Source organism: Microbacterium sp. UFMG61 (assembly GCF_015354505.1).
In the GTDB taxonomy this organism is placed as follows: domain Bacteria; phylum Actinomycetota; class Actinomycetes; order Actinomycetales; family Microbacteriaceae; genus Microbacterium.
Window position 1 is genome coordinate 283,883 of record NZ_JACAFP010000005.1, and the last position, 15,096, is coordinate 298,978.

General features: G+C 68.4%; 15 protein-coding genes and 1 tRNA gene. 5 read left to right on the plus strand and 11 right to left on the minus strand.

Going from position 1 to position 15,096, the window contains the following annotated elements; all coding sequences use genetic code 11:
* Nucleotides 1-58: 58 nt before the first annotated feature.
* Both IXW21_RS08185 and IXW21_RS08190 read right to left on the minus strand, forming a co-directional pair.
* Nucleotides 59-517 carry a RidA family protein gene (locus IXW21_RS08185; protein WP_194763759.1) on the minus strand — a complete coding sequence of 153 codons (459 nt, stop codon included), beginning with the start codon at nucleotides 515-517 and terminating at the stop codon, nucleotides 59-61.
* Nucleotides 514-738, minus strand: a complete 225-nt coding sequence (locus IXW21_RS08190) for a hypothetical protein (RefSeq protein WP_194763760.1) — start codon at nucleotides 736-738, stop codon at nucleotides 514-516. Before IXW21_RS08190 ends, IXW21_RS08185 begins: the two co-directional genes overlap by 4 nt.
* 79 nt (nucleotides 739-817) lie before the next feature.
* On the opposite strand from IXW21_RS08190, the gene IXW21_RS08195 reads away from it, so the two are divergent.
* From IXW21_RS08195 to IXW21_RS08215, 5 genes are all read left to right on the plus strand, one after another.
* On the plus strand, nucleotides 818-3,379 hold the full coding sequence (locus tag IXW21_RS08195) for a penicillin-binding protein (RefSeq protein WP_194763761.1): 2,562 nt from the start codon (nucleotides 818-820) through the stop codon (nucleotides 3,377-3,379).
* Nucleotides 3,376-4,311 (plus strand): metallophosphoesterase, encoded by a 936-nt coding sequence (locus IXW21_RS08200; protein WP_323742196.1) that lies wholly within the window; start codon nucleotides 3,376-3,378, stop codon nucleotides 4,309-4,311. The genes IXW21_RS08195 and IXW21_RS08200 overlap by 4 nt, the downstream gene beginning before the upstream one ends.
* A 25-nt stretch (nucleotides 4,312-4,336) precedes the next feature.
* Nucleotides 4,337-4,867, plus strand: a complete 531-nt coding sequence (locus IXW21_RS08205) for a hypothetical protein (RefSeq protein WP_194763762.1) — start codon at nucleotides 4,337-4,339, stop codon at nucleotides 4,865-4,867.
* 69 nt (nucleotides 4,868-4,936) lie between these two features.
* Nucleotides 4,937-5,013 (plus strand) — tRNA-Pro (locus IXW21_RS08210).
* A 94-nt stretch (nucleotides 5,014-5,107) separates the two neighbouring features.
* Entirely contained in the window at nucleotides 5,108-5,863 is a 756-nt protein-coding gene (locus tag IXW21_RS08215; RefSeq protein ID WP_194763763.1) for an HAD-IIB family hydrolase, read from the plus strand.
* An 89-nt stretch (nucleotides 5,864-5,952) separates the two neighbouring features.
* Here the strand turns inward: IXW21_RS08215 and IXW21_RS08220 are convergent, their stop codons facing one another.
* From IXW21_RS08220 to IXW21_RS08260, 9 genes are all read right to left on the minus strand, one after another.
* A complete protein-coding gene (locus IXW21_RS08220) occupies nucleotides 5,953-7,233 on the minus strand; it encodes an alpha-hydroxy acid oxidase (protein ID WP_194763764.1) in 1,281 nt (426 codons plus the stop codon).
* Between the two features lie 10 nt (nucleotides 7,234-7,243).
* A complete protein-coding gene (locus IXW21_RS08225) occupies nucleotides 7,244-7,984 on the minus strand; it encodes a FadR/GntR family transcriptional regulator (RefSeq protein ID WP_194763765.1) in 741 nt (246 codons plus the stop codon).
* A 256-nt stretch (nucleotides 7,985-8,240) separates the two neighbouring features.
* The gene (locus IXW21_RS08230) at nucleotides 8,241-8,852 is read right to left on the minus strand and encodes a thymidine kinase (protein ID WP_194763766.1); all 612 of its coding nucleotides are present in this window, start codon (nucleotides 8,850-8,852) and stop codon (nucleotides 8,241-8,243) included.
* A gap of 7 nt (nucleotides 8,853-8,859) precedes the next feature.
* A complete protein-coding gene (locus IXW21_RS08235; RefSeq protein ID WP_194763767.1) occupies nucleotides 8,860-10,329 on the minus strand; it encodes a malate:quinone oxidoreductase in 1,470 nt (489 codons plus the stop codon).
* A 102-nt stretch (nucleotides 10,330-10,431) separates the two neighbouring features.
* The gene (locus tag IXW21_RS08240) at nucleotides 10,432-11,496 is read right to left on the minus strand and encodes an aspartate-semialdehyde dehydrogenase (RefSeq protein ID WP_194763768.1); all 1,065 of its coding nucleotides are present in this window, start codon (nucleotides 11,494-11,496) and stop codon (nucleotides 10,432-10,434) included.
* A gap of 287 nt (nucleotides 11,497-11,783) precedes the next feature.
* On the minus strand, nucleotides 11,784-13,073 hold the full coding sequence (locus tag IXW21_RS08245; protein ID WP_194763769.1) for an aspartate kinase: 1,290 nt from the start codon (nucleotides 13,071-13,073) through the stop codon (nucleotides 11,784-11,786).
* A gap of 233 nt (nucleotides 13,074-13,306) precedes the next feature.
* Nucleotides 13,307-14,236, minus strand: coding sequence for a DMT family transporter (locus IXW21_RS08250; protein ID WP_194763770.1), 930 nt, complete (start codon nucleotides 14,234-14,236; stop codon nucleotides 13,307-13,309).
* The gene (gene recR / locus IXW21_RS08255) at nucleotides 14,233-14,826 is read right to left on the minus strand and encodes a recombination mediator RecR (protein ID WP_194763771.1); all 594 of its coding nucleotides are present in this window, start codon (nucleotides 14,824-14,826) and stop codon (nucleotides 14,233-14,235) included. The genes IXW21_RS08250 and recR overlap by 4 nt, the downstream gene beginning before the upstream one ends.
* Nucleotides 14,826-15,096, minus strand: a 271-nt coding sequence (locus IXW21_RS08260; protein WP_194763796.1) for a hypothetical protein, incomplete at its 5' end; no start/stop codon positions are given. The genes recR and IXW21_RS08260, both read right to left, overlap by 1 nt.

Below are 15,096 nucleotides of genomic sequence, written 5' to 3' on the forward strand. Positions count from 1 at the left end.
TGAGCCTGTCGAATGGGGCGCTGAGCCTGTCGAATGGGGCGCTGAGCCTGTCGAAGCGTCAGGCGAGGATGAAGGTGACCTCGACCTCGACGGGACTGTCGAGCGGCAGCACGGGTACGCCGACTGCGGCGCGCACGTGCCGACCGGCGTCGCCGAAGATCTCACCGAGCACCAGGCTGGCGCCGTTGATGACGCCGGGCTGTCCGCTGAACTCGGGAATTGATGCCACGAAGCCGCCGATCCGCAGAACTCCTGCGATGTTGTCGACTCCGCCGGCGGCATCCGCTGCGGCGGCGAGGGCGTTCAGAGCGCACGTGCGTGCGTAGGCGTTCGCGTCGTCGGCCGAGACCTCGGCGCCGACCTTGCCGGTCGCCGGGAGCGAGCCGTCGGTGAACGGAAGCTGACCCGAGGTGTAGACGAGTCCGGCGTGCACGACCGCGGGCACGTACGCGGCGACGGGCGCTGCGACGGCGGGGAGCTCGATGCCGAGCTCGGCGAGGCGGGCGGAGACGCTCACTCGGCGCCTCCCTCGAACTGACGCGACGCCTGAGCGGCGGCGGCGAGGCCGGCATTGCCCGCGGCATCCGCGGTCACGGGACGCTTGAAGTAGGCGACGAGGCCGCCTTCAGGCCCCTGCACGACCTGTACGAGCTCCCAGCCCTGCTTTCCCCAGTTGTTGAGGATCGCGGCGGTGTTGTGGATCAGCAGCGGCGTGGTGAGGTATTCCCACGTGGTCATGGCACTCCTGTCTGGCGGCATCCGCGCCTCGCAGATGCGTCAAAGGCGGTATTCAGGGAACTCCCCTACGATCAAGCGTATGCCCCAAAAGAATCGCACGGTGAGTGGTGCGCTCGGCGGAGTCCTCGGGCTCGTCGGGCTGAGCGCCGTCGCCGGTCTCCTCGTCGCGGCCAGCGTCACCCCGGTCCTCGCCATGACCGGCATCGCAGGCTCGCAGGCGCTGACGATCTTCCAGGATCTTCCCGCGAACCTCCAGGTCAACCGCCCGATGGAACAGTCGACGATCGTCGCGACCGCCTCGGACGGATCCGAGGTCGAGCTCGCCTCGTTCTACGAGCAGAACCGCATCCCGGTCACGTACGAGCAGATCAATCCCGTCGTCTACGACGCGATCCTCTCGAGCGAGGACAAGGACTACTTCAGCCACGGCGGCGTGAACGTGGGCGCGACGGCCAAGGCGCTCGTCGACAACCTGCGCGGCACCGACGACCGCGGCGCGTCGACCATCACGCAGCAGTACGTGAAGAACGTGCTGATCCAGGAGTGCGAGCAGGAGGCCGACCCGGCCTCGGGCACCTACGCCGACGATCTGGAGCAGTGCTGGCTCGACGCGACCAACGCCGAGGGCGCCAAGGGCGTCGAGCGCAAGCTGCAGGAGATGCGTTTCGCCCTGCAGATCGAGAAGGAGTACTCGAAGAACGACATCCTTCTCGGGTACCTCAACATCGCGAACTTCGGCGGTACGGTCTACGGCATCGAGTCGGCGGCGAACTACTACTTCTCGACGACCGCGGCGAACCTCACGCTCGCGCAGGCGGCCACGATCGCCGGTATGGTGCAGAACCCGAACCAGTACCGCATCGATCAGCCGCAGGGCACCTGGACGGATGCCGACGGTGTGGGGCACAACAGCGAGGCCGACGGCTACGCCGAGACGGCCGATCGTCGCCATTACGTGCTCGATCGCATGCTCGCGAACGGCAAGATCACGCAGGCGCAGTACGACGAGGCGGACGCCTCCCCCATCGGCCCGGCGATCAGCCAGCCCACGCAGGGGTGCGCCGCCGCGGTGGGCATCGCCCGCAGCGCCTACTTCTGCGAGTACGTGAAGTCGATCGTGCTGACCGACCCGGCATTCGGTGAGACCGAGGACGACCGGCGCGACCTGCTGCGTCAGGGTGGCCTCAAGATCTACTCGACGATGAACATCGACATCCAGAACGCCGCTGCGGCCGAGATGCTCGAGACCGTTCCCGCGAACTACGACAACCAGAACTTCGGCGCGGCGGGCGTCTCGCTCGAGACCAAGACGGGGCGCGTGCTCGCGATCACGCAGAACACCAACTTCAGCGAGACGATCCAGGGCGATCAGGCCTACAGCGCCCTCGTGTTCGCGACCGACAAGGCGCACGGCGGATCGAACGGCTTCTCGGTCGGCTCGACCTACAAGCTGTTCACCCTGATCGACTGGCTCGAGAACGGCCACTCGGTGCGCGAGACCCTGAATGCCAACAACCGCGTCTTCTCCAACTTCAAGTGCGGTGACGACACCATCACGAACCGCACGAAGATCCAGAACTTCGGGAACCAGGGCGGCTACACCGGCAATGTCCTGAAGTTCACGGCCGACTCGCTGAACAGCGGCTACCTCGCTATGGCGGAGAAGCTCGATCTCTGCGAGATCAACGCCGTCGCCGACCGCATGGGCGTCACGCTCTCGACCGGCGGCAAGACGACCGACGGCAACGCCGCGCCCTACGACATCCTCGGGCCGAAGTACATCTCGCCGCTCGCCATGGCCGGCGCCTACGCGACGGTCGCCAACAACGGCGTCCACTGCGAGCCGCGCGCGATCGTCCGCGTCGTCGACGCGGACGGCAACGAACTGCCGATCCCTGAGCCGAAGTGCTCCGAGGTCATCAAGCCCGAGGTCGCCGCGACGGCCGCCTTCGCCCTGCAAGGCGTGATGAACGGCGGCGGTACGGGAAACCGCGCCAACACCAATGACGGCACCCCGCTGATCGGCAAGACCGGAACCCACGAGTCGTGGGGAACCATGATGATCGAGTCCAGCACGAACGTGACCACCTCGGTGTGGGTCGGACGCTGGGAGGGCCAGGCGAGCATCCTCCGGCAGAGCTGGGGCGGCACCGACCTGAACGCGATGCGTTACACGCTCGCGCGCACGATGCAGCGCACCGCGAACGACATCTACGGCGGCGACGCCTTCCCCGCACCGGACAACAACCTCAGCCGACAGATCCTGACCGATGTGCCCAACGTGGTCGGCATGACGGTGGATGCGGCGACGCAGGCCCTGCGAGACAGGGGCTTCCAGGTCACCGTGGGTGCCCCGGTCGACGGCCCCGAGGGCGATGTCATCGTGGCGCAGGACCCGTCCGGCCAGGCCGCGAACGGCGCGACCGTGACGATCTCGCCGAGCAACGGGCAGGCCGCGACCGTGCCCGACGTCACCGGCCAGTCGAGGTCGAATGCGCAGAACGCGCTGTTCGGAGCCGGCTTCTCATCGATCTCGTTCGACAACTCGTGCAACCCGCCGGGGTCGACGGTCGAGAGCACGAACCCGGCTGCGAACACGGCGACGAGCAAGAGCACGTCGATCACGGTCACCTGCAAGTGACCGCTCGCACAGCGGCACACCCGGCCCTCATCGCGCTCGGCGCGGTGGGGGCCGTCGGTGCGGCGACAGCGGTCTGGGGCATCGGCATCGAGCGCTACCTGTTCACGGTGCGCGAGGGGACGGCATCCGTGCTCGCTCCCGGCTCCGCACCGATCCGCGTGCTCCACGTCTCCGATGCCCACATGGCGCCCTGGCAGCACCGCAAGCAGGACTGGCTGGCCTCGCTCGCGCAGCTGAAGCCCGACCTGATCGTCAACACCGGCGACAACCTCGGGCACCGCGACGGACTCGACGGCATCCGCCGTGCATTCGAGCCGTTCGCGGGCATCCCGGGTGTCTTCGTGCACGGATCGAACGACGTGATCGCCCCCTCGCCCCGCAACCCGTTCCGGTACTTCATGGGCCCTTCGCAGAAGCCGCCGACGCCCGCGTCGCTCGACACCGAGGCGCTCGATGCGTACTTCTCCGAGGATCTCGGGTGGTCAGCCCTCGACAACACGGCGACCCGTCTGACGATCGCGGGCAACCGGATCGAGTTCCTCGGAGTCGGCGACGCGCACTGCGAGTGGGACCGCCTGGAAGACCTCCCCGCCGCGATCGACGGCCTCGGCCCACGCGACGCGGGCACGTCGGTGATCGGTGTGACGCACGCCCCGTATCAGCGTGTGCTCAACGGCTTCGTCGACCTGGGAGCCGAAGCGATCTTCGGCGGGCACACACACGGCGGACAGGTCTGCCTGCCCGGCTACGGCGCTCTCGTCGCGAACTGCGACATTCCACTGAAGCAGGCGAAGGGCCTCAGCACCTGGACCGCAGACGGCCGCACCGTGCCGCTCAACGTCAGCGCCGGATGCGGTCACTCGATCTACGCGCCGGTGCGATTCGCGTGCCGCCCCGAGGCGACGCTTCTCACGCTCACGGCGCGAGACTGATCGACCGGCGGTCTCGCGAGTCGGCATGGACGACGGGATGCATCACACGACGCCCTCTCGTCGGGCGCGGCGCCTCGTCGGGGTCGTCTATGTCGTCGTTCCGCTCCTCGCCGCGATCGGACTCCTCACTCCGGTACTCGCACTGACGACGTCTCCCCTCGGCGTGCATGACGGTGCCGCCATCCCGCTCATCGCGATCTACATCCTGTGCGTTCTCGTTCCTGCCCTCGGATCGATCCCGGCCGTTTCAGCTCGCCTCCCCCGCACGGCCGTGCTGAGCCTCGCCAGCATGTCAGGCGTCATCTGCATCGCGTGGACGGCATTCTTCTGCTGGTCTCTGACACTGGTCAGCGGCGCGGGCGGGATCGAGCTCGTCCGCTCTCCTCCGGGCTTCCTCGCCGTCCTGATCTCCGCGACCACGAGCGTGTGGGCGGTCGCCCTCTCGGCGCTCGTCATGACGATCCCGAGACAGCGCGTGCGGGCGGTCGTGCTCGTGACGGCGATCCTTCTCGGTCTGGGCGTGCTCATCGCGTCGACCGCCGTCGCAACGTCATGATGAGGGTGAGGCACGAGTCCCGATTCGCCGTTTGCCCCTCCTCTCTTGTAGACTCGGAGGGTTGCAAAACGGGGTGTGGCGCAGCTTGGTAGCGCGCTTCGTTCGGGACGAAGAGGTCGCAGGTTCAAATCCTGTCACCCCGACCAGTGACACACGAAGGCCGCCCTCACGGGCGGCCTTCTCTGTAACCGCGGACTGCACCACATGCGCCACATCCGCCACGGATCTTGGGGAAACCACATGACCACGCCTGCCCTCGTCGCCTTCGACCTCGATGACACGCTCGCTCCGTCGAAGGGTGCCATCAGCCCTCGCATCGCGGCTCAGCTGCTCGCGCTGCTGCGCAGCGTCGACGTCGCGATCATCTCGGGCGGCAACGAACAGCAGTTCCGCTCACAGGTCATCGCGCAGCTGACGAATGCGGATGCCGCGGCCGTCGCCCGCATGCACCTGCTGCCCACCTGCGGCACCCGCTACCTGCGGCACGACGGTTCCGACTTCGTGCCGCTGTACGCCCATGACCTCAGCGCCGACGAGAAGTCCGCAGCGCTCACCGCCCTGCGCGAGGAGGCCGAGCGCCTGGGGCTGTGGGAAGCCGAGCCGTGGGGCGAGATCCTCGAGGACCGCGGTTCGCAGATCACGTTCTCGGCCCTCGGTCAGAAGGCCCCTCGCGACGCCAAGCACGACTGGGACCCGACGGGCTCGAAGCGCGAAGCGCTGCGCGACGCCGTGGCCGCGCGCCTGCCCGGACTCGAAGTGCGCTCCGGCGGCTCGACCTCGATCGACATCACGCGCGCAGGCATCGACAAGGCCTACGGCATGCGGCAGCTCGCAGAGCACACCGGCATCCCGCTGGAGTCGATGCTCTTCTTCGGCGACCGCCTCGACGAGGGCGGCAACGACTACCCCGTTCTGGCGATCGGCGTGCCGTCGGTGTCCGTCGAAGGCTGGGAAGACACCGCCGACAAGCTCGACGACCTGCTGAAGACTCTCTGAGCCCCTCCGCGGAGCACCGCAGGACGACGTCGATGCCGGTGCCGTGGCCGCCGCGGACTCGACGGCCGGTCGAGTCCGCGGCGTGAGGGTCAGCGGACGACGACGTCGGATGCGGTCCGGGTGACCGGTACGAGGCGCGTGAGCTGGGTCACATGCGCGGGCTCGAGCTCGGCGAGCGAGGCCACTCCGAGCAGGCGCATGGTGCGCTCGATCTCGGTGCGCAGGATCTCGATCGTCCGGTCGACACCGGCGCGTCCGCCCGCCATCAGCCCGTAGAGGTACGCACGCCCGATGAGCGTGAAGTCGGCACCGAGCGCCACGGCCGCGACGATGTCGGCGCCGTTCATGATGCCCGTGTCGATCATGACCGTGAAGTCGTCGCCCACGGCCTTGCGCACCTCGGGCAGCAGGTGGAACGGGATCGGCGCACGGTCGAGCTGACGACCGCCGTGGTTCGACAGCACGATGCCGTCGACGCCTGCGTCGCGCAGCCGCACCGAATCCTCGACGTTCTGCACGCCCTTGATCACGATCTTGCCGGGCCAGATGTCGCGGATCACGGCGAGGTCGTCGTAGCTGATCGTCGGGTCCATGGCGGCGTCGAGCAGCTCGCCGACCGTGCCGCCCGTGGTGCTGAGCGAGGCGAACTCGAGCTTCGGCGTCGTGAGGAAGTCGTACCACCACCACGGGCGCGGGATCGCGTTGACGATCGTGCCGAGGGTGAGCTGCGGCGGGATGCTGAAGCCGTTGCGCTTGTCACGCAGGCGGGCTCCCGCGACGGGGGTGTCGACCGTGAACTGCAGGGTGTCGAATCCTGCGGCGGCAGCACGGCGGGTGAGCTCGTAGGAGATCTCGCGGTCGCGCATCACGTAGAGCTGGAACCAGTTCCTCCCCGGAACCGGTCCCTGAGGCTCGCGAAGGGTCGCCGCCTTCACTCCCTCGATCGAGGTCGTGCCGAGCGTCGACAGGGTGAACGGGATGCCGGCCGCGGCGGCGGCGCCGGCTCCGGCGACCTCACCCTCGGTCTGCATCAGTCGCGTGAACCCGGTCGGGGCGATGCCGAACGGGAGGGCAGAGGGGCCGCCCAGGATGTCGACCGAGGTGTCGACGTCGGGCGCGGGCCGGAGGATGCCGGGGTGGAACTCGACGTCCTGGAACGCCTGACGGGCACGCGTGAGCGACAGCTCGCCCTCGGCGGCACCGTCGGTGTAGTCGAACGCCGCCTTGGGCGTGCGGCGCTTGGCGATCGTGCGCAGATCGTCGATCGTGAGCGCGCCGTCGAGACGACGCTTCTTGCCGTCGAGCTGCGGCTTCTTGAACTGCATGAGCTCGAGGAGCTCTTTCGGGTTGGGGAGCTGGCGCTGGACCATGGCTGTCCTTTCAGTCGGTCGTTCGCGGGGACCGGGCACCCTGCTGCAGGGTCAGGGATCCGGTTCGTTCGTAGTAGCCGGTGATGTGGGCGCGCACCAGAGCGCGCGCGGCCTGCGCATCACCCGCGTCGATCGCCGCGACGATGGCCCGGTGCTCAGCACGCAGGCCGTCGGCCATCGAGGCCCAGTCGGTGACGGCCGCTGCGCCCTCCTGCACATAGGACTCGATGGAGGTGCGGAGACCGGCCATCATCGCCGCGACCACGCTGTTGCCGCTCGAGTCGGCGAGGGCGAGATGCAGCTCGGCGTCGAGCGCCAGGAACTCTGCGGGGGTCAGGCCACCGACGTCCATCGCGTCGAGCACCCGGTGCGCGGCGGTGAGGTCTCGTTCGGCGCGACCGGCGAGCGTCGCGGCGACCGCATCCTCAAGGAGCAGACGGGTCTGCACGACGTCTTCGAGCGGGAACCCTCGGGCGGCCACCTGGAGCCTGAGCAGCGTGGACATGCCACCGGTGGGCGTCGAGATCACGATCGCGCCGGACTGCGGTCCCGAGCCGGTGGAGGTGCGGATCAGGCCCATGACCTCGAGCACCCGCAGCGCTTCACGCACGCTCGACCGGCCGACGCCGAGCTCGGCGGAGAGATCGCGTTCCGAGGGAAGCCTGTCCCCCGGGCCGATGCGGCCGTCGAGCAGATCGCGCTCGATGTGCTCGAGCACGAGACGCCATGCGCGTGCCGGCTGCTCGGGCATCCGCTCTCCTCGTCGCGTCGGGATCGGGCTCGCGCGTATGCCGAACCTGTGGTCTGACCACAGTAGCGCGTGTGGTCAGACCACGCAATCCGGGCGCGGCGACGCAGCGGGGGTGTTCAGTATTCAGCACCGGCGGGTCGGAGAAGGCCGTGGCCGCGGGAGGATGACCTCTCGCGCGCGCGATCCATGCTGAATAGTGCACCGGGTGGCACCCCGAACGACGCGGCGCGCGCGGCGCAGGGCGGGGTGGGGCGGATCAGCTCAGGCGTCCGCCGGACTCCTGCAGGTAGCACGCACCGCAGAGCGACTCATAGGTCGTCACCTCGGGTGCGGCAGCGCCGTCGGCCCCCTCGTCGATGGCGACCTGGTCTCCGTCGAACACGAAGCGGCCCCCGACGACCCGGCCGTTGAACACGGCCTTGCGTCCGCAGCGGCAGATGGTCTTGAGCTCTTCGAGCGAGTGCGCGATGGCGAGCAGCCGGGCGGATCCGGGGAACGCATGAGTGAGGAAGTCGTTGCGGATGCCGTACGCCAAGACCGGGATGCCGTCCTCGATCGCGATGCGGAACAGGTCGTCGACCTGCGGTGCCGTCAAGAACTGCGCCTCGTCGATGAGCAGACACGCGATGTCGGCCTCACGGCTGTGCGCCGCGAAGAGCGCCCTGGCGTCGTCGTCCGCACCGATGAGGAAGTCGACCTCTCGCGTCATGCCGAGGCGGCTGTCGATCTGCGACGCACCCTTGGTGTCGATCGCGGGCTTCGCGAGCAGCACGTGCTGGCCGCGCTCCTCGTAGTTGTATGCGGCCTGCAGCAGCGAGGTGGACTTGCCGGAATTCATCGCTCCGTAGCGGAAGTAGAGCTTCGCCACCGGCGCGTTACTGGTTGATGCCCAGCGTGGCGGCCGTGGCTGCCGTGGACTTCTCGGCGAGCGCGGCATCCGTGTTGAGCGATCTGCCGAACGTCGGGATCAGCTCGCGCAGCTCGGGCTCCCACCCCGGGTACTGCTCGGGGAAGCACTTCTTGAGCAGGTCGAGCATGATCGGCACGGCCGTCGACGCTCCCGGAGAGGCTCCGAGCAGACCCGCGATCGAGCCGTCAGCGGCAGCGACGACCTCGGTGCCGAACTGCAGCACGCCGCCCTTCTTGGCATCCTTCTTCATCACCTGCGCGCGCTGACCGGCGTTGATGAGGGTCCAGTCCTCGTCCTTCGCGGTCGGCATGAACGTGCGCAGGCTGTCGACCTTCTTGCCGTGGTTCTTGAGCAGCTCGCCGACCAGGTACGTGATGAGGTCGGGGTTCGCGAAGGCGACGCGCAGCATGGGCCACAGGTTGTGCGGGCGCACCTGGGTGACGAGGTCGAGCATCGACCCGTTCTTGAGGAACTTCGGGCTGAACGTCGCGAACGGCCCGAACATGAGCGAGGCCTCACCGTCGACCACGCGAGTGTCGAGGTGCGGCACAGACATGGGCGGTGCGCCGACGGACGCCTGCGAATACACCTTGGCCTTGTGCTGGGCCACGATCTTCGGGTTGCTCGTCTTGAGGAACTGCCCGCCGATCGGGAAGACGCCGTAGCCCTTGATCTCGGGGATGCCGGAGCGCTGCAGCAGCTTGAGAGCCCAGCCGCCGGCGCCGACGAACACGAAGTGCGCCTTGATCTCGTTGGGAGTGCGACCGATCGTGGTGCGGTACTTGACGAGCCAGCCGTCCTTCTGCTTCTTCAGCGAGCGCACCTCGTGGTTGGTGCGCAGCGCGACACCCGACGCGGTCAGGTGGTCGAAGAGCTGGTGGGTCAGTGCGCCGAAGTCGACGTCGGTGCCCGCGGGCACGCGTGTCGCGGCGAAGGGCTCGCCCTTGCGGCGCTGCTGCATGAGCAGCGGCGCCCACGTGTTGATGACGCGCGAGTCCTCGCTGTACTCGATGCCGTCGAACAGCGGCTGCTTCTTGAGAACCTCGTAGCGGTCCTTGAGGTACGCGACATCCTTCTCACCGCGCACGAACGTCATGTGCGGCGTCGCATTGATGAACGTCGACGGAGCATCGAGCACTCCCCTGTCGACCAGCGACGACCAGAACTGACGGCTCTGCTGGAACTGCTCGTTGATCGAGACGGCCTTGGCCGGGTCGAGAGGAGCACCCTTCTGCTGCGGCATGTAGTTCAGCTCGCAGAGTGCCGCGTGACCCGTACCCGCGTTGTTCCACGGGTTCGAGGATTCCTGCGCCACATCGGAGAGTCGCTCGAAGGCGACGATCTTCCAATCCGGCTGCAGCTCGTGCAGCAGAGTACCCAGGGTGGCGCTCATGATGCCACCACCGATCAAGACGACATCGACGTTTTCGGTCACCGGAACAGTCTAGTTCGAGGTCACGACACGACCGACCACGGGGACCGGCCTGGTCAGACCGGTTCCGCATGGCGGGGATGCGCTCAGGCTATGACGCGAGTGCTACGACGCCAGACGCTCGGCGAGGATCTCCGCGATCTGCACGGCGTTCAGCGCCGCACCCTTGCGCAGGTTGTCGTTGCTGATGAACAGCACGAGACCCCTGTTCTCCGGAGCCGACTGGTCGGCACGGATGCGGCCGACGAAGCTCGGGTCCTTGCCTGCGGCCTGCAGCGGCGTCGGCACCTCGTCGAGCACGACGCCCGGAGCGGTGCTGAGCACCTCGGCGGCACGCTGCGGCGTGATGTCACGGGCGAACTCGACGTTGATCGAGAGCGAGTGCCCCGTGAAGACGGGCACGCGCACGCAGGTGCCGGCGACACGGAGATCGGGGATCTCGAGGATCTTGCGGCTCTCGTTGCGGAGCTTCTTCTCCTCGTCGGTCTCGTTCTGGCCGTCGTCGACGAGGTTGCCCGCGAACGGGATCACGTCGAACGCGATGGGCGCGACGTACTTCTCGGGCTCCGGGAAGTCGATCGACGACCCGTCGTGCACCAGGCGCAGCGTGTCGCCCTGGGCGAGCACGCCCTCGACCTGACCGAGCAGCTCCTGCGCACCGGCGAGACCGGAGCCCGACACGGCCTGGTAGGTCGAGACGATCAGGCGCTCGAGGCCGGCCTCGGCATCCAGCGCCTTCAGCACCGGCATCGCTGCCATGGTCGTGCAGTTGGGGTTCGCGATGATGCCGCGGGGGCGGTCGTCGATCGCGTGCGGGTTGACCTCGCTGACGACCAGGGGAACCTCGGGGTCGTTGCGCCAGGCACTGGAGTTGTCGACGACGACGGCTCCGGCCTCCGCGAAGCGCGGCGCGTACGCACGGCTGGCGGTCGCGCCGGCAGAGAAGAGAGCGATGTCGATGCCCGCGGCATCCGCGGTCTCGACGTCTTCGACGATGACCGTCGCGCCGCCGAACTCGATGGCCGTGCCGGCGGAGCGCGACGACGAGAACAGGCGCAGCTCGCGGATCGGGAAGGATCGCTCGGCGAGAATATCGCGCATCACGGTGCCCACCTGGCCGGTGGCGCCCACGATGGCGACGGAGAGTCCTGAGTCGGAGATGCGGGTCATGAGGTTCCTTGGCGTCGTGCAGTACAGCAAGAAAGGCTTCGGGCGCGACGTCGGGATGCGGATGCCGCGCCTGGCGCCGATGTCAGGGTTTCGGTGAGTCTATCGTGGCGGCCGGTGGCCGATGACCGTCGTCCGGCTGGCGGCGTGCGCTGGCGTCGTGCACGGGTCCGTCTGGCTGACGGTTTCCCGCCCGGCGGTCGGATACCGGTCGGATCGTCAGCCGGGCGGGGAGATTTCAGCCGTTTCGCCGTGTGGCGGTGTCGCCAGGTCGCCGTGCCGCCGCGCGGTCAGCGACCGGTGCCGGCGTGGACCGTCGCGTCGCTCTCGCCGTCGAGGCCGTAGGCGGAGTGCACGGTGCGTGCGGCCTCGGCCAGGTCGGTGTCGCGGAGCACGACCGAGATCCGGATCTCGGAGGTCGAGATCATCTCGATGTTGATGCCACCGGCCGACAGCGCCTCGAAGAGGATCGCCGAGACTCCGGAGTGCGTGCGCATCCCGGCGCCGACCACCGAGAGCTTGCCGATCTGGTCGTCGTGCACCAGGTTCTCGAAGCCCACCTCGGACTGCTCGGCCGCGAGGGCCTTGAGCGCCGCCGCGGCATCCGCCTTGGGAACCGTGAACGAGATGTCGGTGCGCCCCGTAGAGGCGGCCGACACGTTCTGCACGATCATGTCGACGTTCGCACCGGATTTCGCGACGATCTTGAAGATCTCCGCGGCCTTGCCGGGAACGTCGGGCACACCGGCGACGGTGATCTTGGCCTGGCCGAAGTCGGTGGCGACACCGGCGACGATCGGTTCTTCCATGGCTGCTGCTCCCTCTGCTTCGCGGGGGTTCTTCATGCCCTCGCCCAGGACGTAGGTGCCCTCGGACGACGAGAACGTCGAGCGGGCGTGGATCAGGACGCCGTGACGGCGTGCGTACTCGACGGCGCGGATGTAGAGCACCTTGGCGCCGTTCGCGGCGAGCTCGAGCATCTCCTCGCTGGAGATGTGATCGAGCTTCTGCGCCTTGGGGATCACCCGCGGGTCGGAGGTGAAGATGCCGTCGACGTCGCTGTAGATCTCGCAGACGTCAGCAGCGAGCGCTGCCGCGAGGGCGACGGCGGTCGTGTCGGAGCCGCCACGACCCAGCGTCGTGATGTCGCGCGTGTCGCGGTTGAATCCCTGGAAGCCCGCGACGATGACGATCGCGCCCTCGTCGAGTGCCTCACGCAGCCGCACCGGGGTCACGTCGACGATGCGCGCCGCGCCGTGGTGCGAGTCGGTGATCATGCCTGCCTGGCTCCCCGTGAACGACCGCGCTTCGAAGCCCATCGAGTGGATCGCCATCGCGAGCAGAGCCATCGAGATGCGCTCACCGCTCGAGAGCAGCATGTCGAGCTCTCGCGGAGCCGGGATGGGCGCGACCTCGTTCGCGAGGTCGAGCAGTTCGTCGGTCGTATCGCCCATCGCGCTCACGGCGACGACGACGTCGTGCCCTGCGCGACGCGTGTCGACGATGCGCTTGGCGACGCGCTTGATGCTCTCTGCGTCGGCGACAGACGAGCCGCCGTACTTCTGCACGATGAGGGCCACGTTCACTCCCTGGGATGTCGGGCGGATCCGCCCACGCTCATTCTACGATCGGTGCGTATGCCCCACGTCGCATGTGACGGGGGCCCCACCCGGGGCACGGCTTCGGAGCCGCACACATGACACCCCGACGGGCGGGCGGATGCCTCGGCGTGGCGGCCTCGGCATCCGAAGCTGTGCTCAGCAGGCGAGTGTGCCTGGATCCGGGATCGAGTGTGCTTGGATCCGGGATCGAGTCAGAGGGCGGGCGGGATCGGGAGACGGGAGGGGATGGATGCCGGTGGGCGCAGGCGCCCTCCGGTGGCGGCGAACCAGCATCCGACGATGATCAGCGGGAAGCCGATGAGCAGGCCGGGGGTCAGCGGCTCGGCGAGCACGATCGCGCCGAGGATGATCGCGACGACGGGGTTCACGTAGGTGAAGAGCGGTGCGCGCACGGGGCCGACCTCGCGGATCAGCGCGAAGAAGGCGAGGAACGCCACAGCCGTGCAGATCAGCGCGAGCGCGATGAGCGCGGCGATCGAGGGCAGAGTCGGGACCTCGTGCTGCGTGAGCAGACCGATCGGCAGATAGATGATGCCGATCATGAGCAGCGACAGGGTGATCGTGCCGAGCGACGGCACGTCGGCGAGCTTGCGGGCGACGATGAACGGGGCGATCGCATAGAGGACGGCGACCAGCAGCACCTCACCCGCCGCGAGCAGACTGACCTCACCGCCGAAGAGCCCCGGCCCCGCGACGACGATCGCGACGCCGAGGAATCCGACCAGCAGTCCGATCGCGCGCGCCGGGCGCAGCACCCCGCGGTCGCCACCGCCGAGTGCGATCAGTGCGGCGAACAGCGGCACCGTGGCGACGAGCAGACCGGTCATGCCCGAGGGCAGCGTCATCTCGGCGTGCCCCAGCAGGACGAAGGGTCCGGCCATCTCGATCGCGCCGAACGCGAGGACCCACGGCCATACCTTCATCGCGTGGCGCAGCGATCCCCCGCGGATCGCGAACGGCAACAGCAGCACGGCCGCGATCAGCGTGCGGCCTGCGACGATCGCCGGCGGCGAGAACGACTCGACCGCCACGCTGATGAACAGATATGGCACTCCCCACAGGAGCGCCATGGCACCGAAGAGCAGCCAGCCGCGACGCGAGAAGCCGGCCTGTGCGGTCACAACACGCGCCGCCCCTCGAACGCCCTGCCGAGCGTGACCTCGTCGGCGTACTCGAGGTCGCCGCCGACCGGCAGGCCGGAGGCGAGGCGCGACACGGTGATCTGCATCGTGGTGAGCAGACGGCTGAGGTAGCTGGCCGTCGCCTCGCCCTCGAGGTTCGGGTTGGTCGCCAGGATGACCTCCTGCACCGTGCCGTCGGCCAGACGCGTCATGAGCTGTGCGATGCGCAGGTCATCGGGTCCGATACCCGCGATGGGGCTGATCGCCCCGCCGAGCACGTGGTAGAGCCCACGGAACTCGCGGGTGCGCTCGATGGCCGCCACGTCTTTCGCATCTTCGACCACGCAGATCAGAGTCGCGTTGCGACGCGGGTCGCGGCAGATCGCGCAGCGTTCCTGCTCGGAGACGTTGCCGCAGATCTCGCAGAAGCGCACGCGCACCCGGATCTCGACGAGCAGCTCGGAGAGACGCGCGACGTCGAACGTCGGCGTCTGGAGGATGTGGAAGGCGATGCGCTGAGCGGACTTCGGCCCGATGCCGGGAAGTCGGCCGAACTCATCGATCAGTTCCTGGACGATGCCGTCATACATCAGGAGAACCTCGTCGGGGGCTCGTAGGGCTCTTCACGCAGGAATGTCGCGCCGAGCACCTGGCGGATCACGGCCTCACCATAGCGCTGCACTCCCCCGGCCGGGGTGCGCTCGGTGATGGTCGGTGCGGCGGGCGCCGCTTTCGTCGCCGGAGCCGCTGCCGGTGCGGGGCGGGTCGAGGCGGATGTCGGTCCGCCACCCGGCGCGCCCTGGGCCGCGGCTCCCTGTGCAGGAGAGGCCTGTGCAGGAGAAACCCGGGCGGGAGAAGCC

Coding starts and splice junctions, on each gene's coding strand:
- recR (WP_194763771.1), bottom strand. CDS start 14,826: ATGTATGACGGCATCGTCCAGGAACTGATCGATGAGTTCGGCCGACTT.
- IXW21_RS08240 (WP_194763768.1), bottom strand. CDS start 11,496: ATGACCCGCATCTCCGACTCAGGACTCTCCGTCGCCATCGTGGGCGCC.
- IXW21_RS08205 (WP_194763762.1), top strand. CDS start 4,337: ATGGACGACGGGATGCATCACACGACGCCCTCTCGTCGGGCGCGGCGC.
- IXW21_RS08220 (WP_194763764.1), bottom strand. CDS start 7,233: ATGGTCCAGCGCCAGCTCCCCAACCCGAAAGAGCTCCTCGAGCTCATG.
- IXW21_RS08225 (WP_194763765.1), bottom strand. CDS start 7,984: ATGCCCGAGCAGCCGGCACGCGCATGGCGTCTCGTGCTCGAGCACATC.
- IXW21_RS08195 (WP_194763761.1), top strand. CDS start 818: ATGCCCCAAAAGAATCGCACGGTGAGTGGTGCGCTCGGCGGAGTCCTC.
- IXW21_RS08215 (WP_194763763.1), top strand. CDS start 5,108: ATGACCACGCCTGCCCTCGTCGCCTTCGACCTCGATGACACGCTCGCT.
- IXW21_RS08190 (WP_194763760.1), bottom strand. CDS start 738: ATGACCACGTGGGAATACCTCACCACGCCGCTGCTGATCCACAACACC.